Genomic DNA, 19730 nt, shown 5'->3' on the forward strand with positions numbered 1-19730 from the left:
AAGAGCACGTGGTGGATGCCTTGGCAATGATAGGCGACGAAGGACGTGATAGCCTGCGATAAGCTTCGGGGAGCTGGCAAATTAGCTTTGATCCGGAGATTTCCGAATGGGGAAACCCACCGAAAGGTATCGTTATCTGAATACATAGGGTAACGAGGCGAACCGGGTGAACTGAAACATCTCAGTAGCTCGAGGAAAAGACATCAACCGAGATTCCGAAAGTAGTGGCGAGCGAAATCGGAGAAGCCTGTTAGTGATAGCACAAGACATAACGGAACAGCTTGGAAAGGCTGGCCATAGCGGGTGATAGCCCCGTACGTGAAATGACCTGTGTGGTACTGAGCTAACGACAAGTAGGGCGGGACACGAGAAATCCTGTCTGAATATGGGGGGACCATCCTCCAAGGCTAAATACTCATCATTGACCGATAGTGAACTAGTACCGTGAGGGAAAGGCGAAAAGAACCCCGGGAGGGGAGTGAAATAGATCCTGAAACCGCGTGCTTACAAAAAGTAGGAGCCCGCAAGGGTGACTGCGTACCTTTTGTATAATGGGTCAGCGACTTACATTCAGTGGCAAGGTTAACCGAATAGGGAAGCCGTAGAGAAATCGAGTCCGAATAGGGCGATCAGTCGCTGGGTGTAGACCCGAAACCAAGTGATCTATCCATGGCCAGGATGAAGGTGCCGTAACAGGTACTGGAGGTCCGAACCGACTAGTGTTGCAAAACTAGCGGATGAGCTGTGGATAGGGGTGAAAGGCTAAACAAACTTGGAAATAGCTGGTTCTCTCCGAAAACTATTTAGGTAGTGCCTCAAGTATTACCTTCGGGGGTAGAGCACTGTTTTGGCTAGGGGGTCATGGCGACTTACCAAACCAAGGCAAACTCCGAATACCGAAGAGTACAGCTTGGGAGACAGAGCACCGGGTGCTAACGTCCGGACTCAAGAGGGAAACAACCCAGACCGCCAGCTAAGGTCCCTAAAATTGGCTAAGTGGGAAACGAAGTGGGAAGGCTAAAACAGTCAGGATGTTGGCTTAGAAGCAGCCATCATTTAAAGAAAGCGTAATAGCTCACTGATCGAGTCGTCCTGCGCGGAAGATGTAACGGGGCTAAGCCAGTTACCGAAGCTGCGGATTTGCAATTTATTGCAAGTGGTAGGAGAGCGTTCTGTAAGCCTGTGAAGGTGCGTTGTAAAGCGTGCTGGAGGTATCAGAAGTGCGAATGCTGACATGAGTAGCGTTAAAGGGGGTGAAAAGCCCCCTCGCCGTAAGCGCAAGGTTTTCTACGCAACGTTCATCGGCGTAGAGTGAGTCGGCCCCTAAGGCGAGGCAGAGATGCGTAGCTGATGGGAAACAGGTCAATATTCCTGTACCGATTGTTAGTGCGATGTGGGGACGGATCTTAATAGGTCATCCGGGTGTTGGATATCCCGGTTTAGATGGAAGTAGGCGTGCATTAGGCAAATCCGGTGCACATATACCGAGGCCATCGATCGAGCCAGCTTGCTGGTGAAGTGATTGAACGAGGTTCCAGGAAAAGCCACTAAGCTTCAGCTAACAACGACCGTACCGCAAACCGACACTGGTGCGCGAGATGAGTATTCTAAGGCGCTTGAGAGAACTCAGGAGAAGGAACTCGGCAAATTGACACCGTAACTTCGGAAGAAGGTGTGCCCTATTAGTGTGAAGCGAGCAGCGGAGCATGAACGGGTTGCAAAAAATCGGTGGCTGCGACTGTTTATTAAAAACACAGCACTCTGCAAACACGAAAGTGGACGTATAGGGTGTGACGCCTGCCCGGTGCTGGAAGATTAAATGATGGGGTGCAAGCTCTTGATTGAAGTCCCAGTAAACGGCGGCCGTAACTATAACGGTCCTAAGGTAGCGAAATTCCTTGTCGGGTAAGTTCCGACCTGCACGAATGGCGTAACGATGGCCACACTGTCTCCTCCTGAGACTCAGCGAAGTTGAAATGTTTGTGATGATGCAATCTCCCCGCGGAAAGACGGAAAGACCCCATGAACCTTTACTGTAGCTTTGTATTGGACTTTGAACAGATCTGTGTAGGATAGGTGGGAGGCTTTGAAGCAGGGTCGCTAGATCTTGTGGAGCCAACGTTGAAATACCACCCTGGTGTGTTTGAGGTTCTAACCTAGGTCCATTATCTGGATCGGGGACAGTGCATGGTAGGCAGTTTGACTGGGGCGGTCTCCTCCCAAAGCGTAACGGAGGAGTTCGAAGGTACGCTAGTTACGGTCGGACATCGTGACGATAGTGCAATGGCATAAGCGTGCTTAACTGCGAGACTGACAAGTCGAGCAGATGCGAAAGCAGGACATAGTGATCCGGTGGTTCTGTATGGAAGGGCCATCGCTCAACGGATAAAAGGTACTCTGGGGATAACAGGCTGATACCGCCCAAGAGTTCATATCGACGGCGGTGTTTGGCACCTCGATGTCGGCTCATCTCATCCTGGGGCTGTAGCCGGTCCCAAGGGTATGGCTGTTCGCCATTTAAAGAGGTACGTGAGCTGGGTTTAAAACGTCGTGAGACAGTTTGGTCCCTATCTTCCGTGGGCGCTGCAGATTTGAGGAAGCCTGCTCCTAGTACGAGAGGACCGGAGTGGACACACCTCTGGTGTATCGGTTGTCACGCCAGTGGCATTGCCGAGTAGCTAAGTGTGGAAGAGATAACCGCTGAAAGCATCTAAGCGGGAAACTCGTTTCAAGATGAGATCTGCCGGGGCCTTGAGCCCCCTGAAGAGTCGTTCAAGACCAGGACGTTGATAGGTCAGGTGTGGAAGCGCAGTAATGCGTTAAGCTAACTGATACTAATTGCTCGTGCGGCTTGACCCTATAACTTTGATCAGTCTGATCAAGGTGTTATGCCAAGTTGACGCATTCAAAACAATTCGCCAAAAGCTGATTCCAAACTCTATGAATTCGTTTGATTGATCGCACGATCAGTCAGACAACCCTTTATGCCTGATGACCATAGCGAGTTGGTCCCACTCCTTCCCATCCCGAACAGGACAGTGAAACGACTCAGCGCCGATGATAGTGCGGGTTCCCGTGTGAAAGTAGGTCATCGTCAGGCTCTTACAGCCCCAGAAACCCCCAGTCGTCATCGGCTGGGGGTTTTTGCTTTTGCAGATCCGGAAAATGCGGAAAAGCCGCTAGCAGTTCTGCAAGCCTGAGCTATCCATCCTGGCTGCGCCTGCCGCTATCAATTCCCCCACGATGGCTTCAGTCAGTCGATCCAGTTCGACATCACGGAAAAAACGCTTGCGAATCGCCGCCAGATAGGCGTCGATTCCGGGATTGCGCACGGGCCAGTCAGCTCGCTTGGCCGCCCCATCACAAAATTCGCGACAACAAAAAAGCCCGATGGCATCGCCACCGGGCTTTCGCTTTTAGGGCTGCTTGCTATTAGGCCGCCAGACGCTGCTCGATCGCAGCCTTCGTCTCCGGCAGTTCCTTCGGCAGATGGTGCTCCAGCTGCTTGAACAATTCGGCATGCAGCTTCAGCTCAGCCTGCCAGGCCGCCTTGTCGATGCTGGTCACCGTGGCGAATTGCTCTACACTGAAGTTCAAGCCTGTCCAGTTCAGGTCTTCGTAGCGCGGGCTGATGCCGGTGATGTGCTCCACGCCTTCGGTCTTGTTGCCTTCGACGCGATCGATCATCCACTTCAGCACGCGCATGTTCTCGCCATAGCCAGGCCAGACGAACTTGCCGTCGGCGCCCTTGCGGAACCAGTTGGTCGTGTAGATCTTCGGAAGCTTGGCGCCCGAGGCCTCGAGCTTCATGCCCAGATCGAGCCAGTGCTGGAAGTAGTCGCTCATGTTGTAGCCCATGAAGGGCAGCATCGCGAAGGGATCGCGGCGGACGACGCCTTGCTGGCCGGCCGCGGCTGCAGTCGTCTCGGAGCCCATCGTCGCCGCCATGTAGACGCCTTCGACCCAGTTGCGGGCTTCCGTCACCAGCGGCACGGTGTTCGAGCGGCGGCCGCCGAAGATGAAAGCGTCGATGGTCACGCCCTTCGGGTCGTCCCATGCTTCGTCGAGCGCGGGGTTGTTGGTTGCGGCGACCGTGAAGCGGGCGTTCGGATGGGCGGCCTTCGCGCCGGTTTCCTTGGCGATCTGCGGCGTCCAGTCCTTGCCTTGCCAGTCGATCAGGTGCGCCGGCAGTGCCTTGCCGGGTGCGTCCTGCTCCATGCCTTCCCACCAGACGTCGCCGTCGTCCGTCAGCGCGACGTTGGTGAAGATCACGCCTTGGTCCAGGCTGCGCATGCAGTTCGGGTTCGTCAGCATGTTGGTGCCCGGCGCGACGCCGAAATAGCCGGCCTCCGGGTTGATGGCACGCAGGGTGCCGTCGGCCTGCGGCTTGATCCAGGCAATGTCGTCGCCGATGGTCGTGACCTTCCAGCCCTCGAAGCCTGCCGGCGGCACCAGCATCGAGAAGTTGGTCTTGCCGCAAGCGCTGGGGAAGGCCGCGGCCACGTGGTATTTCTTGCCCTCGGGATTCGTCACGCCCAGGATCAGCATGTGCTCGGCCAGCCAGCCCTCGTCGCGGCCCATGTTGGAGGCGATGCGCAGCGCGAAGCACTTCTTGCCCAGCAGCGCGTTGCCGCCGTAGCCGGAGCCATAGCTCCAGATCTCGCGCGTCTCGGGGTAGTGGACGATGTACTTGGTCTTGTTGCACGGCCAGGAGACGTCCTTCTCCCCGGGCTCGAGCGGCGCGCCAACGGTGTGCACGCAGGGCACGAAATCGCCATCGGCGCCCAGTACGTCGTAAACGGCCTTGCCCATGCGGGTCATGATGCGCATGTTGACCGCTACGTAGGGCGAGTCGGAAAGCTCGATGCCGATGTGGGCGATCGGCGAACCCAGCGGGCCCATGCTGAAGGGCACGACGTACATCGTGCGGCCCTTCATGCAGCCGTCGAACAGCGGCTGCAGGGTCGCGCGCATCTCGGCGGGAGCCATCCAGTTGTTGGTGGGGCCGGCGTTTTCCTTCTGCTCGGAGCAGATGTAGGTGCGGTCTTCGACGCGCGCGACGTCGCTCGGATCGGACAGCGCGAGGAACGAATTGGGCCGCTTGGCGGGATCGAGCTTCCGGAAGGTGCCGGCGTCGACCAGTTGCTGGCACAGGCGGTCGTACTCTTCCTTGCTTCCGTCGCACCAATGGATGGCTTCGGGTTTGCACAGCGCGGCCATGTCGGCCACCCAGGCAATCAGCTTTGCGTTCTTGACGTATGAGGGCGCCTGAATGGTGAGGCCCTTCATCGTGGGTGCGTTCATCGGAAAATCTCCTAAGTTGAAAAATCGTCTTTCCGAACGGGACGCCGCGCCAGCTCAGGCACGGAGGTCCGTTTGAGAAAACGTTTCGCTTCGGGAGATTGCGTCAATGCGGGCCGCACCGCCCGCAGACAAAGGCGCTAACGCCTGTCAGCTTCAGGCCATGTAGACGGCGATGGAAGCCAGCAGCAGCATCAGCACGCCACCGGCCAGGGGAAGCACCAGGGGCATCAGGTGAACGACCGACTCTACGGCGTCGTGTTCGACGGCCGCGCCTTGGCTCGGCTCGACGGGAGTGGGATTGGACATCGGGAAATTCCTCGAATACGCAATTGACAAACTGATGGCATTTTACCGGCGGGGCGCCGGAGCCGGTCTAGGGGGTTGCGAGCCCCCGAATGGCGCATTCCGGGGTTGATCTTGCAGCTCAATGCTGCTCTTCCGCCTCGAAGCCGGCGTCCTTCAGCGCAGCCAGCACGCCAGCCAGGTGGGCCCGCCCGCGAGTCTGCAGCACGAGCTCGACGTCCACGTTCTGCGCGGCCAGCATCGTGAAGGCGCGCTGGTGATGAACCTCGTCGACGTTAGCGCCCGCTTCGGCCACAGTGGCCGTAATCCGGGCGAGTGAGCCGGGCACATCGCGCGCGCTGACCCGCACCCGGGCCAGCCGTCCGGCCCTGACCATCCCGCGTTCGATGATCGCCGCGAGCAGCAGCGGATCGATATTGCCCCCGGACAGAACCAGCCCCACGCGCTTGCCCCTGAAGCGCTCCGGATGCCGGATCAGCGCCGCCAGGCCCGCGGCGCCAGCGCCTTCGACCAGCGTTTTCTCGATCTCGAGCAGCATCAGCACGCCTTGCTCGATGTCGCCTTCGTCCACCAGCAGCAGGTCGTCGACCTTGCTCGCGATGATCTGCTGCGTCAGCACGCCAGGAGTGCCCACCGCGATGCCCTCTGCGATGGTGCTGTTGCCCTGCGCGTGGTGCGTGCCCTTCACGGCATTGACCATCGCCGGAAAGCGCGTCGTCTGCACGCCCACGATCTCGATGCCAGGCTTGCGCTCTCGCGCGGCCACCGCCATGCCGGCGATCAGCCCGCCGCCGCCGACCGACACCACCAGCGCGTCGAGATCGGGCACGGCGTCGAGCATCTCCAGCGCCACGGTGCCCTGGCCCGCGATGATCGCTTCGTCGTCGTAAGGGTGCACGAAGGTCAGTCCCTCGCGCTGCGCGAGCTCGAAGGCATGGGTGCGAGCGGCTTCCAGCGTGTCGCCGTGCAGCACCACCTCGGCGCCGAAGCCTCGCGTGCGTTCGATCTTCACGCCGGGCGTGAAGCGCGGCATCACGATCAGCGCCCGCAATCCGAGCCGCTGCGCGTGATAGGCCACACCCTGCGCATGGTTGCCGGCAGACATGGCGATCACTCCGCGTGTACCGTTCTCGGAAAGATCCACCAGCTTGTTGCACGCCCCCCGCTCCTTGAACGAGGATGTGAACTGCAGGTTCTCGAATTTCAGGAACACCTGCGCGCCGACGATTTCTGAAAGGGTGCGTGACTCCACGCACGGCGTGTTGAGCACCTGCCCCTGGAGGCGCGCCGCGGCGCGTTCGATTTCCTGGATTCCGACCATGCCGCGCATTGTGGCTGGAATCGCACCCATCAGGGTTTTTCCCCTTTCACGGTCTTCCCGAAGCCAAAAGTCTGCGTTATGGTCTCTCCGAAATTGTCCTCGTTGGAGGTTGCCTGATGGCCAAGCGTGCGGGTGTCGATGTCGTGGCTGCTGCGGTTCGCGGGCAGGCATTGCCGTCGCCCGGACTCGAGGAAGCCCCGGTGCTCGAGCTCATGTGCTCGCACTTCGTGCTGACCCTGGCCGCCAAGCAAGGGCCGCGCTTCAACGTGCGGCGTGACATCAACGGCCTGCTCTCGCTCACGGGGCGGCACCTGGTATGGCCCGCGGCCGTGCTGCACCGGCTGCGCGAATTCCTGGGGCGGCGCTGCGCGGGCAACGAAGCCTGGAAGGGCGTCGAAGACTTCGATGGCCGTACGCTGCTGGAGCGCCACGGCGTGTGGCGCGGTCCCTACGAGGAAGGCACGCTCTTCTTCTATCTCGACGAATACGCGAAAGACCAGCCCAAGGATCTGCTCTCGGTACTGGCCGTCACGCGCGACTGGCTCACGCATGCGCTTCGCAAGCAGTCGACGCTGGTCGAGAAGAACATCGACGCGCTCGCGGGCCTGCTGCAGCTCAACAAGGCCGAGCGCGCGCTGCTGCTGTACGGCACGCTCGCGCGCTACCAGCGCGACCTGCGCTCGCTGCTGGTCGAGTTCAAGGTCAACAACGCGCCCGAGGCCTATGCCGCCATCGCCGACATCGCCGGCGTGAACGCGAGCGACGTGGGCGAGGCGCTGCGCGCCGGCTCGCGGCTCGAGCGCATCGGGCTCGTCGAGAACCTCATCTCAGAGCACAACATCACCGACCTCGCCGACCTGATGAAGGTCAGCGAGAAGCTGCCACCGGTGCTCATGCGCGAGTACCGCGACCACAACGAGCTGATGGCCGTGTTCACGCGCCCCTCGGCCAAGAGCGCGCTCACGCCGCACGACTTCTCCTTCGTGCAGGAAGATGCGCAGATGCTCGTCAGGCTGCTGCGCGCGGCGGTCGCGCGCAAGGAGCCGGGCGTCAACGTGCTGCTCTACGGCCCACCCGGCACGGGCAAGACCGAACTCGCCAAGGTGGTCGCGCAGGCCGCCGGGCTCGAGCTCTTCGAGGTCGAGTACGCCGACCGCGACGGCAATTCGCTCAGCGGCCGCGACCGCTACCGTTCGCTGCAGATCGCGCAGGTGTTCCTCAAGGGAAGCGCGCAGGCCGCGCTGCTGTTCGACGAGGTCGAGGACGTGTTCCCGCCCATCAGCACCGAGGCCGCGCAGTTCATGGCGCGCGCCGAGCAGATCCCGGCGCCCACCAGCGGCAGCGTCAGCGGCAAGGCCTGGGTCAACCAGATCCTCGAGGCCAACCCCGTGCCCACGCTGTGGGTCACCAACCGCATCGAGCAGATCGACCCGGCCTTCCGGCGTCGCTTCGCCTATCACCTCGAACTCAAGTCGCCGCCGCCGGGCGCGCGCGAGCAGCTCGTGAAGAAGACGCTCGAGGGCGTGGTCGTGTCCGAGGCCTTCACCGCCAAGCTGGCCGGGCGCAAGGGCCTCACGCCAGCGCAGATCCGCACGGCGGTGCGCTTCGCCGGGCTGGCCCGCACCGAGGACGACGCCTCGATGGAAGCGCTCATCGAGCGCCAGCTGCGCAACGCCGACCTGGCGCTCGGTACCGCCGACGCCGCGCGCGGCGAGCGCCGCAGCGTCACCACCTACGACCTCGACATGCTCAACGTCGAGACCCGCTTCGAGATCCCGCGCATCGTCGAGGCGCTGAAGGCGCGCGGCCACGGCACGCTGTGCTTCTACGGCGCACCAGGCACCGGCAAGACGGCGCTGGCCGAGCACATCGCCAAGGCCGTGGGCCGCCCGCTGATCGTGAAGCAGGCCAGCGACCTCATGAGCAAGTACGTCGGCGAGACCGAGCAGAACATGGCCGCCATGTTCCGCGAGGCAGAGGCCGAAAAGGCCGTGCTGCTGCTCGACGAAGCCGACAGCTTCCTGCAGGACCGCCGCGGCGCGCAGCGCACCTACGAGGTCACCGAGGTCAACGAGATGCTGCAGGGCATGGAGCGCTTCAACGGCGTCTTCGTCTGCACCACCAACCTGCTCGACCGGCTCGACCAGGCGGCGCTGCGGCGCTTCACCTTCAAGATCAAGTTCATGCCGCTCACCGCCGCGCAGCGCGAGCGCATGTTCATCACCGAGGCGCTCGCGGGCGACGCCGAACTCATGACAAATGCCATGCGCTCGCGGCTCGCACAGCTGGCACAGCTGTGCCCAGGGGATTTCGCGGCGGTGAAACGACAGACCGATATCCTCGCGGCGGAGTTCTCCGCGAGCGAGTTCCTGGACCAGCTCGAGGCCGAACACCGCATCAAGCCCGAAGTGCGCGAGTCGCGCGGCATGGGCTTCGTGCAGTAGCGCCGGCATCAGCGGCAAGCCGAAGGCGCGGGCGGCCGTCGCCGCGCAGAACGAAAACATCCGCCCGCCACCGCGGGCACGAGGAGGAGCGCATGGTGGGATCTCGCAAGGTCGACGACGCGCGGCGGCTGCCGCTTCCAGGTGCATGGGCTGCCGCCGGCGCGGCGCTCGCTGTTGCTTTTCTCCTGGCGGGCTGCGGGGGCGGTGGAGGAGGGGGCGGCGGCGGTGGCCTGCCGATCGGCCTGATCCCTGGCACCACGACGCCACCGGCAACAACCCCCTCGGGCAGCGGCGACGGCATCGTCGCCTCGGCCACCGTCGCGGGCCTGTGCGCATCGCCGCGCAGCGGCATCAATCCTGACACCAATGCGGCCTACCCCGACCGCGGCGGCACGCTCGACAACGAGAAGAGCTGGGTGCGCGGCTGGATCGACGAAACCTACCTCTGGTACGGCGAAGTGCCCACCACCCTCAAGGCCGCCGACTACGCCACGCCCGTCACCTGGTTCAACGTGCTCAAGACGACGGCCACCACGCCCTCGGGCCGCGCCAAGGACCGCTTCCACTTCACCTACGATACCGAGGCCTACCGCCAGCTCACGCAGGGCGGCGTCTCCGCCGGCTACGGCATGGAGACGGCCGCGATCCGCAGCTCGCCGCCGCGCGACATCCGCATCGCCTTTGTCGAGCCGAATTCGCCGGCCAACACTGCGGGATTGCTGCGCGGCGCGAAGATCCTCACGATCGACGGCATCAACGTCGTCAGCAGCACCGGCACGGCCAACGTCAACGCGATCAACGGGGCGCTGTCGCCCAAGGCCGTCGGCGAATCGCACACTTTCACCTTCGAAGTGGGCGGCGTCGCGCAGTCTCCGGTGACGCTGACGGCAGCCACTATCACCAGCACGCCGGTGCAGAACGTGCAGGTCATCGACACCGGCAGCGGCCGCGTGGGCTACCTGCTGTTCAACGACCACATCACCACGTCGGAGACGCAGCTCATCAACGCCGTCAACAGCTTCAAGCAGGGCGCCGGCATCCAGGACCTGGTGCTGGACATGCGCTACAACGGCGGCGGGCAGTTGCTCATCGCGAGCCGGCTGGCCTACATGATCGCCTCGCCGTCCGTGACCGCGGGCAAGACCTTCGAGCAGCTGGTCTTCAACGACAAGAACCCGTTCCGGCTTTCCGTCGCGCAGACCCTGACGCCCTTCGTGAGCACCAGCCGCAGCGGGCAGCCGCTGCCCACGCTGGGCCTGTCGCGCGTGACCGTGCTCACCGGCCCCGACACCTGCTCGGCGAGCGAGTCGGTGGTCAACAGCCTGCGCGGCGTGGGCGTCACCGTCAACCTCGTCGGCGGCACCACCTGCGGCAAGCCCTACGGCTTCTATCCGCAGGACAACTGCGGCACCACCTACTTCGCGATCCAGTTCAAGGGCGTGAACCAGAAGGGCGAAGGCGACTACGGCGACGGCATGGCGCCCAACGCCGGCTGCGTCGTGGCCGACGACTTCAACCACCAGCTCGGCGACAAGGCCGAGGCGCGGCTCGCTGCCGCGCTCGCGCTGCGCAGCTCGGGCTCCTGTTCCGTCTCCGCCAAGACGACCGTCCAGGGCCTGGAGAAGGCGGCCGAGCCTGAAGCGGAGCAGCCCTATCTTCCGGGCCGATCGCCGCTGCGCGAGAACCGGCTGGTCGGCCTGCCCGATCCGGCCTGAGCAGCTCTGAAAGCCCTCCCGGGCTCACCTTCGGGCTCGCGGAAAACCCCTAGCGCCGGTGCTTGCCACCCCTGTCGCTAGCGCCGTAGAGTGGGGTGAAACGTTTGCGCAAAGCTTTGCGCAAACGTTTGTATCTCGGAGCGGCACGGCTTGCCCGGCCTGAGAACCAACTTCCTAGTACCTGGAGAGCAAAGATGCGCAAATGGATCGGGGCGATGTTCATCGCCGTCATCACGGTATTGGCGGGCTGCGGCGGTGGTGGCAATGGAGGCGGCGGGATCGGCCTCGGCCCGGGTTGGGGCGGCGGCGGCGGCGGTGGCGGTGGCGGTGGCGGCGGATCGGGCGGTGGCGCTGGCCCGCAGAAGATCATCATCGACAGCGACTACAACACCATGAGCGACGACGGCCAGCTCGGCGTGATGGCTGCGCAGCTGCAGGCCGAGGGCAAGGTGCGGGTGATGGGCATCAGCGTGGTCTCGGGCAACCAGTGGCTGAAGCAGGGCGTGGCCGATGCGCTGATGTCGGTGGAGCGCCTGGGCGTGGGCGACCGCATCGGCATCTACTCGGGCGCGAACTACGCGCTGAACCACACCTACGCCGACGTCCAGGCCGAGATGGCCGCCGGTGCCGGCGGCGACGGCTACCTCGGCGCTTGGGGCGGCCCCGAGCCCAAGACCGACGCCGACCTCAAGCCCTCGCCCGACGGCTTCGCGAAGCACACAGTGGTGCAGCGCAAGGCGGCGGTCGACTTCATCGTCGAGACCGTGAAGGCCAACCCCGGCGAGATCACCATCCTGGCCATCGGCCCGCTCACCAACATCGCGCTCGCGGTGAAGCAGAACCCCGAGATCGTGCCGCTCATCAAGAAGATCATCTACATGGGCGGCGCCATCGACGTGCCCGGCAACACCACCAAGGCCGCCGAGTTCAACTGGTGGTTCGACCCTGATGCGGCGCAGTTCGTGGTGCGGCTGCCGATCCCGCAGGTGGTGGTGCCGCTGGACGTGACCGACACCGTGTTCCTCACCAAGCCCATCTACGACCGCATCGCGCACCCGGCCAAGCCCACGGCCGTGACCGACGTGTTCCAGAAGCTCAACGGCTACGGCTTCGACGGCAAGAACGGCTTCGAGACCAACCCCAACTACACGCAGAACATCTGGGACACGCTCACGCTGGCCTACCTGATCGATCCCAGCTACGCCACGCAGACGGTGGAGCGCTACGTCGACGTGATCGCCAAGCCGGGCGCCGCCGACAACGGCCGCTCCATCGGCTATTCGTCGCAGCCCGCCGGGCCGACGCTGCAGAAGATGACGGTGGTGAAGAAGTTCGACAACGCGCGCTTCTTCGAACTCTACGTCGACCTGCTGACGCGGCCGGTGCCGGTCGTGCTGCCCTTGACGGCGAACTGAGCGTCGACGGGTGGCGGCCGCGCGGCCTCAGAACGCCTCGCAGACCCTCAGCACCTCGCTGCCGTAGGCCTCGAGCTTCTTGGTGCCGATGCCGCTGATGCCTTGCAGGTCTTCCAGCGTCGCGGGCGCGCGCTCGGCGATGGCGGCCAGCGTGGCGTCGTGGAAGATTACGTAGGCCGGCAGGTTGTGTTCCTTCGCGACCTCGGCGCGCCATGCCTTGAGCGCATCGAAGCGCTTGCGGCCCGCCTCGTCGAGCTTGGCGGCGGCCGGCGGCGGCGCGCCCTTGGCGGTCTTCTCGCGCCGGGGCTTGCGCTCCGCGGGCGACGACACCGATTCGCGCAGCGTCACCGGCGTCTCGCCCCTGAGCACCGCGCGCGAGCCCTCGGTGAGCTTCAGCGTGTTGAACGCCTCGGCATCCACCGCCAGCGCGCCGGTGGCGATCAGCTGGCGCAGCACGCCGCGCAGCGCCACCTCGCTGAACTCCGCGCCGATGCCGAAGGTGCTGATGCGCTCATGCCCGAACTGCTTGACCTTCTCGGTCGTCTTGCCGCGCAGGATATCCATGATGTGCCCGGCGCCGAAGCTGATGCCGCTCAACTGCTGCACGCGGTAGATGGTGCTCAGCAGCTTGCGCGCGGCATCGGTGCCGTCCCACACCTGCGGCGGGTTCAGGCAGTTGTCGCAGTTGCCGCAGGGCGTGCTCTTCTCGCCGAAGTAGCCCAGCAGGCGCACGCGCCGGCAGTCGCTCGCCTCGGCCAGCGAGAGCAGGGCGTCGAGCTTGCCGCGCATCACCTGCTTGAATTCCTCGCCGGCGGGGCTCTCGTCGATCATGCGGCGCTGGTTGACCACGTCCTGCAGGCCGTAGGCCATCCAGGCGTCGGCCGGGCCGCCGTCGCGGCCGGCGCGGCCGGTTTCCTGGTAGTAGCCCTCGATGTTCTTCGGCATGTCGAGGTGGCCGACGAAGCGCACGTCGGGCTTGTCGATGCCCATGCCGAAGGCGATGGTCGCGACCATCACGATGCCTTCCTCGCGCAGGAAGCGGTCCTGGTGCTGCTGGCGCACCGCGGCGTCCAGGCCCGCGTGATAGGGCAGGGCGTTGATGCCCGCGTCACGCAGCGCCACCGCCACGTCTTCCACCCGCTTGCGCGACTGGCAATAGACCACGCCCGCATCGCCTTCGTGCTCGCGCTCGATGAAGCGCAGCAGCTGCGTGGTGGCGTCCTTCTTCTCGACGATGGTGTAGCGGATGTTCGGCCGGTCGAAGCTGGAGACGAACTGGCGCGCGTCCTCCAGCTGCAGCCGCTCGACGATGTCGGCCCGCGTGAGTGCGTCGGCCGTGGCCGTGAGCGCGATGCGCGGCACGCCCGCATAGCGCTCGTGCAGCACGGTGAGCGCGCGGTACTCGGGGCGGAAGTCGTGGCCCCACTGGCTCACGCAGTGCGCCTCGTCGATGGCGAAGAGCGAGAGCTTGCCGCGCTCCTTCAGCGAATCGAGCTGCGACAGGAAGCGCGGTGTGTTCACCCGCTCGGGCGCCGCGTACAGCAGCGTGATCTCGCCGCGCAGCATGCGGCGCTCGACGTCCTGCGTCTCCTCCCAGTCGAGCGTGGAGTTGAGGAAGGCCGCGCTCACGCCGGCCTCGTGCAGCGCGCCCACCTGGTCGTGCATCAGCGCGATCAGCGGCGACACCACGATCGCCACGCCCTTGCCCGCGCGCTGCCGGGCGATCGCCGGGATCTGGTAGCACAGCGACTTGCCGCCGCCCGTGGGCATCAGCACCAGCGCATCGCCGCCGGCCACCACATGGTCGACGATGTCCTGCTGGGCCCCCCGGAACTGCGCGTAGCCGAAGACCTCGTGGAGGATGTCGGAAGGAGCGCTGCTGCCGGAGAGGTCGATGGGTTGGGGGGCGAGGGAGGACACGGGCAGCGGGCGGGGGGAAGTCGGAAAGACGGAGGAGAAGGGAGGAAGAGAGCGGCCGTCGATTGTCCCCCAGCGCTGCAGATATGACTGTGGCACGAGCTTTGCAATGGTTGCCGCCGTCCTGTGTCCTTTCCTGTCTAGACAGCAAATGGGTGCATTTTCGAAGGAAGTGCACCAAAAATGACCTTTCGGGTTATCCTGTATATACAAGTTGGGGCGCCTGGCAACAATGCGAGGCGTGCGTGACCCGGCCTTCGGGCGCCGCCGCCGAGCCTTTCCCCAAAGAACAGACCCCAGGAGTACCCATGGTCAAGACGGTAGTTGTGAAGTTCGCCTCGCTGGTTGCAGCGGGCGCATGTGCGGCGGGCATGGCCGGAACGGCCGCCGCCCAGGATCTGACGAAGATCTCGCTCGGCATGTCCGGCTGGACCGGCTTCGCGCCGCTCTCGCTGGCGGACAAGGCCGGCATCTTCAAGAAGAACGGCCTGGACGTCGAACTCAAGATGATCCCGCAGAAGGACCGCCACCTCGCGCTGGCCTCCGGCGCCATCCAGTGCGCGGCCACCACCGTCGAGACGCACGTGGCCTGGAACGCCAACGGCGTGCCGATCGTGCAGATCTTCCAGATGGACAAGTCCTACGGCGCCGACGGCCTTGCGGTGCGCGGGGACGTCAGCAAGTTCTCCGACCTCAAGGGCAAGACCATCGGCGTCGACGCGCCCGGCACCGCGCCCTACTTCGGCCTGGCCTGGATGCTCAGCAAGAACGGCATGACGCTGAAGGACGTGAAGACCACCACGTTGTCGCCGCAGGCCTCGGCCCAGGCCTTCGTGGCCGGCCAGAACGACGCCGCGATGACCTACGAGCCCTACCTCTCGACGGTGCGCGCCAACCCCTCCGCCGGCAAGATCCTGGCCACCACGCTCGACTACCCCATGGTGATGGACACCGTCGGCTGTGCGCCCACCTGGCTCAAGGCCAACGCCAAGGCCGCCGCCGCGCTGACCAAGTCGTACTTCGACGCGCTCGACATGATCAAGGCCGAGCCCGAGAAGTCCAACGAGCTCATGGGCTCGGCCGTGAAGCAGAGCGGCGAGCAGTTCGCCAAGTCGTCGGCCTTCCTGCGCTGGCAGGACAAGGCGGCCAACCAGAAGTTCTTTGCGGGCGAACTCACCAGCTTCATGAAGGAGGCCACGCCCATCCTTCTGGAAGCCGGCGTGATCCGCAAGGCGCCCGAGGACTTCTCGGTCACCTTCGATGCAAGCTTCGTCAAGTAAGAACGTGGCCCAGATGCAGCAGATGCCTTCCGCAGCAGCGGTCGCGACGCCCGCGCCGCAGCAGGCCGCCGCCAGGGCCGCCGCGCCGGCCCGCCGCCGCGCGCTTGCGCCGCTCGAACCCATCGGCACGCGCGCCCGCGTGCTGCTGGGGCTCGCTTTCTTCGTCGTCTTCGTGCTCGTGTGGGCCATTGCCACGCTCGGCGGCTTCGTGCCGCCGACCTTCCTCGCGAGCCCGCCGACCATGGTCAAGGAAGGCTGGCTGCTCTTCACCGAGTACGGCTTCATCGGCGACATCGGCATGACCGTGTGGCGCGTGTTCGGCGGCTTCCTGCTGGCGGCCGTGTTCGCGGTGCCGCTGGGCATTGCCATGGGCACCTGGAAGGCCGTGGAGGCCTTCTTCGAGCCCTTCGTCTCCTTCTGCCGCTACCTGCCGGCCTCGGCCTTCATCCCGCTGCTCATCCTGTGGGCGGGCCTGGGCGAAATGCAGAAGCTGCTGGTGATCTTCATCGGCTCCTTCTTCCAGATCGTGCTGATGGTGGCCGTCACCGTGGGCGGCGCGCGGCGCGACCTCGTCGAGGCCGCCTACACGCTGGGCGCCAACAGCCGCGGCATCGTGGCGCGCGTGCTCATCCCGGGCGCGGCGCCGGGCATCGCAGAGACGCTGCGCCTCGTGCTGGGCTGGGCATGGACCTACGTGATCGTGGCGGAGCTCATCGGCTCCTCCTCGGGCATCGGCCACATGATCACCGACAGCCAGGCGCTCCTGAACACCGGCCAGATCATCTTCGGGATCATCGTGATCGGCGTCATCGGTCTTTTGTCCGACTTCGCCTTCAAGGCAATCAACCGCCGCTTGTTTGCATGGGCAGCACTGTGATGTCGCAGAACCAACTTTCCATCCAGGGCGTCTCGCGCGTCTTCACCGGCGCCAAGGGCCAGCGCACGCAGGCGCTGCAGCCGATCGACTTCGAGGTGAAGGAGAACGACTTCGTCACCATCCTCGGCCCCTCCGGCTGCGGCAAGTCGACGCTGCTGCGCATCGTGGCGGGGCTCGACTTCCCGACCACCGGCCAGGTGCTGCTCGACGGCCAGCGCATCGAAGGCCCGGGCGCCGACCGCGGCGTGGTGTTCCAGAGCTACACGCTCTTTCCGTGGCTCACGGTGGCGCAGAACATCCGCTTCGGCCTGCGCGAGCGCGGCATGAGCGAGGCCGACCAGAAGGAGCGCAGCGAGTTCTTCATCGCCAAGGTCGGCCTGCGCGGCTTCGAGAACCACTTCCCGAAGCAGCTCTCCGGCGGCATGCAGCAGCGCACGGCCATCGCGCGCGCGCTCGCCAACGACCCCAAGATGCTACTGCTCGACGAGCCCTTCGGCGCGCTCGACAACCAGACCCGCGTGCTCATGCAGGAACTGCTGCTGGGCATCTGGGAGTCGGCGCAGAAGACGGTGCTGTTCGTCACGCACGACATCGACGAGGCGATCTTCATGGCCAACCGCGTGGCGGTGTTCAGCGCACGGCCCGGGCGCATCAAGACCGAGATCGCGGTCGACTTTCCGCACCCGCGCAGCTACACCATCAAGACCTCGCCGGAGTTCATGGAAATCAAGGCACGCCTGACCGAAGAGATCCGCGCCGAATCGATGGCCGCGGCGGAGCATTGACTGAAAGCCAGATGAAACGCGACCTGCCGACCCTCGCGCTCTACGCGCAAGTCATGGATCACATCTCCCGCAAGATCCAGGACGGGACGTGGCCGCCCGGCCACCGCCTGCCGTCGGAGCACGAGCTGGTCGCGCAGTTCGGCATGGCGCGCATGACGGTGAACCGCGCGTTGCGCGAGCTGGTGGAGCAGGGCCGCATCGTGCGCGTGGCCGGCGTCGGCAGCTTCGTGGCGGAGAACAAGCCGCAGTCCACGCTGCTGCAGATCGCCAACATCGCCAGCGAGATCCGCCAGCGCGGGCACGACTACCGCTGCGAGATGATCGCGGTCGAGCGCCTCGCCGCCTCGACCGACGTGGCCGCGTGGCTCGACAAGCGCGCCGGCGACTCGGTGTTCCACAGCGTGTGCCTGCACCTGGAGAACGGCACGCCGGTGCAGCTGGAGGAGCGCTTCGTCAATCCGCAGGTGGTGCCCGACTACCTGGAGCAGGACTTCACCGCGATGCCGCCCAGCGAGTACCTGGTGCGCAACGTGCCCTTCGACCAGATCGAGCATGTGGTCGACGCCGTGCTGCCCAACGCCGAGCAGGCCGAGCGCCTCGCGATGACGCCCACCGACCCCTGCCTGCTGCTCACGCGGCGCACCTGGTCGCGCAACGTTCCCGTGACGTGGGTGCGCTGCCTGCACCCCGGTTCGCGCTACAGCCTGGGAAGCCGCTTCAAAGCCGACGGCAACCCCAGCTTCGGTTGATTTTTTCGTCCTCAGAGACCTCAGCTTTCACTCGCAACTACTTGTATAGACAGGTTCACATGACAAGCAAACACACCGCCCATCCAGATGCCAACTTGATCCTCACGCCCGGCAAGGTCGATCTCGCCACGCTGCGTCGCATCCAGACCGGCGGCGTGCAGCTTTCGCTCGACGCGTCCGTGCGCGAAGGCATGCAGCGCGCCGAGGCCGCCGTGCGCCACATCGTCGAGAACGACCAGGTCGTCTACGGCATCAACACCGGCTTCGGCAAGCTCGCGAGCACGCGCATCGGCAACGACCACCTGGCCGAGCTGCAGCGCAACCTGGTGCTCTCGCACAGCGTGGGCACCGGCGAGCCGCTGGCCGCGCCGGTGGTACGCATGATCCTCGCGACCAAGGCGGTGAGCCTGGCGCGCGGCCATTCGGGCGTGCGTCCTGCCCTGGCCGATGCGCTGCTGGCGCTTTTCAATAAGGGCGTGATGCCGCGCATCCCGGCCAAGGGCTCGGTCGGCGCGTCAGGCGATCTCGCGCCGCTCGCGCACCTCGCCTGCGTGCTGATCGGCGAGGGCGAAGCGACGCTGGCCGACGGCCGCGTGGTGAGCGGCGCCGAGGCGATGAAGCACATCGGCCTCGAACCCTTCGTGCTCGGCCCCAAGGAAGGCCTCGCGCTGCTCAACGGCACGCAGGTGTCGACCGCGCTCGCGCTGGCGGGCCTCTTCGGCGCGGAAGACGTGTTCGCCTCGGCGCTGATGTCGGGCGCGCTGTCGCTCGAAGCCATCCAGGGCTCCATCAAGCCCTTCGACGCGCGCATCCACGCCGCGCGCGGCCAGCCGGGCCAGATCGCGGTGGCGGGCGCGGTGCGCACGCTGCTCGAAGGCAGCGAGATCGTTCCCTCGCACGCCGACTGCGGCCGTGTGCAGGACCCGTATTCCGTGCGCTGCATCCCGCAGGTGATGGGCGCCTGCCTCGACAACCTCGCGCACGCCGCGCGCGTGCTGGTGATCGAGGCCAATGCCGCATCCGACAACCCGCTGGTCTTCACCGACACCGGCGAGGTGATCTCGGGGCGGCAACTTCCACGCCGAGCCCGTCGCCTTCGCGGCCGACATCGTGGCGCTGGCCGTGAGCGAAGTGGGCGCGATCTCCGAGCGCCGCCTCGCGCTGCTGCTCGACAGCGGCCTGTCGGGCCTGCCGCCTTTCCTCGTGCGCGATGGCGGCCTGAACTCCGGCTTCATGATCGCGCAGGTCACGGCCGCGGCGCTCGCCTCGGAGAACAAGTCGCTCGCGCACCCCGCCAGCGTCGACAGCCTGCCGACCTCCGCCAACCAGGAAGACCACGTGTCGATGGCCACCTTCGCGGGCCGGCGCCTGGCCGACATGGTCAACAACACGGCGGTGGTCGTCGGCATCGAAGCCATGGCCGCCGCACAGGGCATCGAGCTCAAACGCAAGCTCAAGAGCTCGCCGCTGGTCGAAGCCGAATTCGCCGCCATCCGCCAGAAGGTCGCTTTCCTCGAAACCGACCGCTACCTCGCACCCGACATCGAAGCCATGCGCCAGTGGGCGCTGAAGGCCGAACTGCCGGCCGCGCTGCTCGACATCCTGCCCAGCCACTCGTAA

General features: G+C 64.7%; 12 protein-coding genes, 2 rRNA genes and 1 pseudogene (1 of these 15 cut by a window edge). 10 read left to right on the plus strand and 5 right to left on the minus strand.

Annotation, left to right across the window (positions count from 1 at the left end):
* Both ACHMXA_RS04445 and rrf read left to right on the plus strand, forming a co-directional pair.
* Positions 1-2859 (plus strand): 23S ribosomal RNA (locus tag ACHMXA_RS04445); it begins 12 nt to the left of the window's first position.
* 128 nt (positions 2860-2987) lie between these two features.
* A 5S ribosomal RNA gene (gene rrf, locus ACHMXA_RS04450) occupies positions 2988-3100 on the plus strand.
* Positions 3101-3179: 79 nt separating this feature from the next.
* Here rrf and ACHMXA_RS04455 read toward each other — a convergent pair.
* The 4 genes from ACHMXA_RS04455 to ACHMXA_RS04470 all read right to left on the minus strand — a co-directional run bounded on the left by ACHMXA_RS04455 (position 3180) and on the right by ACHMXA_RS04470 (position 6928).
* Positions 3180-3332 (minus strand): hypothetical protein, encoded by a 153-nt coding sequence (locus ACHMXA_RS04455; RefSeq protein WP_395318809.1) that lies wholly within the window; start codon positions 3330-3332, stop codon positions 3180-3182.
* Between the two features lie 100 nt (positions 3333-3432).
* Complete coding sequence (locus ACHMXA_RS04460) at positions 3433-5304, minus strand: phosphoenolpyruvate carboxykinase (GTP) (RefSeq protein ID WP_395318811.1); 1872 nt, start codon at positions 5302-5304, stop codon at positions 3433-3435.
* A gap of 153 nt (positions 5305-5457) precedes the next feature.
* Positions 5458-5610, minus strand: a complete 153-nt coding sequence (locus ACHMXA_RS04465; RefSeq protein WP_176665602.1) for a hypothetical protein — start codon at positions 5608-5610, stop codon at positions 5458-5460.
* A gap of 118 nt (positions 5611-5728) precedes the next feature.
* Positions 5729-6928: a threonine ammonia-lyase gene (locus ACHMXA_RS04470; RefSeq protein WP_176665603.1), complete on the minus strand. Its 1200-nt coding sequence runs from the start codon at positions 6926-6928 to the stop codon at positions 5729-5731.
* A 116-nt stretch (positions 6929-7044) separates the two neighbouring features.
* Here ACHMXA_RS04470 and ACHMXA_RS04475 point away from each other — a divergent pair, with 116 nt between their 5' ends.
* The 3 genes from ACHMXA_RS04475 (at position 7045) to ACHMXA_RS04485 (ending at position 12502) form a co-directional block, all read left to right on the plus strand.
* Entirely contained in the window at positions 7045-9372 is a 2328-nt protein-coding gene (locus tag ACHMXA_RS04475) for an ATP-binding protein (RefSeq protein ID WP_395318814.1), read from the plus strand.
* A 92-nt stretch (positions 9373-9464) separates the two neighbouring features.
* Positions 9465-11087 carry a S41 family peptidase gene (locus tag ACHMXA_RS04480; RefSeq protein WP_395318816.1) on the plus strand — a complete coding sequence of 541 codons (1623 nt, stop codon included), beginning with the start codon at positions 9465-9467 and terminating at the stop codon, positions 11085-11087.
* A 194-nt stretch (positions 11088-11281) separates the two neighbouring features.
* Complete coding sequence (locus tag ACHMXA_RS04485) at positions 11282-12502, plus strand: nucleoside hydrolase (protein ID WP_395318818.1); 1221 nt, start codon at positions 11282-11284, stop codon at positions 12500-12502.
* A gap of 27 nt (positions 12503-12529) precedes the next feature.
* On the opposite strand, the gene recQ is transcribed toward ACHMXA_RS04485, so the two are convergent.
* Positions 12530-14422 carry a DNA helicase RecQ gene (gene recQ / locus ACHMXA_RS04490; protein WP_395318820.1) on the minus strand — a complete coding sequence of 631 codons (1893 nt, stop codon included), beginning with the start codon at positions 14420-14422 and terminating at the stop codon, positions 12530-12532.
* A 305-nt stretch (positions 14423-14727) separates the two neighbouring features.
* Here recQ and ACHMXA_RS04495 point away from each other — a divergent pair, with 305 nt between their 5' ends.
* The 5 genes and pseudogenes from ACHMXA_RS04495 (at position 14728) to hutH (ending at position 19730) form a co-directional block, all read left to right on the plus strand.
* On the plus strand, positions 14728-15699 hold the full coding sequence (locus ACHMXA_RS04495) for an ABC transporter substrate-binding protein (protein ID WP_395318822.1): 972 nt from the start codon (positions 14728-14730) through the stop codon (positions 15697-15699).
* The gene (locus ACHMXA_RS04500) at positions 15680-16576 is read left to right on the plus strand and encodes an ABC transporter permease (RefSeq protein ID WP_395318824.1); all 897 of its coding nucleotides are present in this window, start codon (positions 15680-15682) and stop codon (positions 16574-16576) included. Before ACHMXA_RS04495 ends, ACHMXA_RS04500 begins: the two co-directional genes overlap by 20 nt.
* The gene (locus ACHMXA_RS04505; RefSeq protein ID WP_395318826.1) at positions 16561-17361 is read left to right on the plus strand and encodes an ABC transporter ATP-binding protein; all 801 of its coding nucleotides are present in this window, start codon (positions 16561-16563) and stop codon (positions 17359-17361) included. Before ACHMXA_RS04500 ends, ACHMXA_RS04505 begins: the two co-directional genes overlap by 16 nt.
* 11 nt (positions 17362-17372) lie before the next feature.
* Complete coding sequence (gene hutC / locus ACHMXA_RS04510; protein ID WP_176665611.1) at positions 17373-18110, plus strand: histidine utilization repressor; 738 nt, start codon at positions 17373-17375, stop codon at positions 18108-18110.
* Positions 18111-18169: 59 nt separating this feature from the next.
* Positions 18170-19730 (plus strand): annotated as a pseudogene (gene hutH / locus ACHMXA_RS04515) (histidine ammonia-lyase).

The organism is Variovorax sp. UC74_104 (assembly GCF_044055375.1).
In the GTDB taxonomy this organism is placed as follows: domain Bacteria; phylum Pseudomonadota; class Gammaproteobacteria; order Burkholderiales; family Burkholderiaceae_C; genus Variovorax.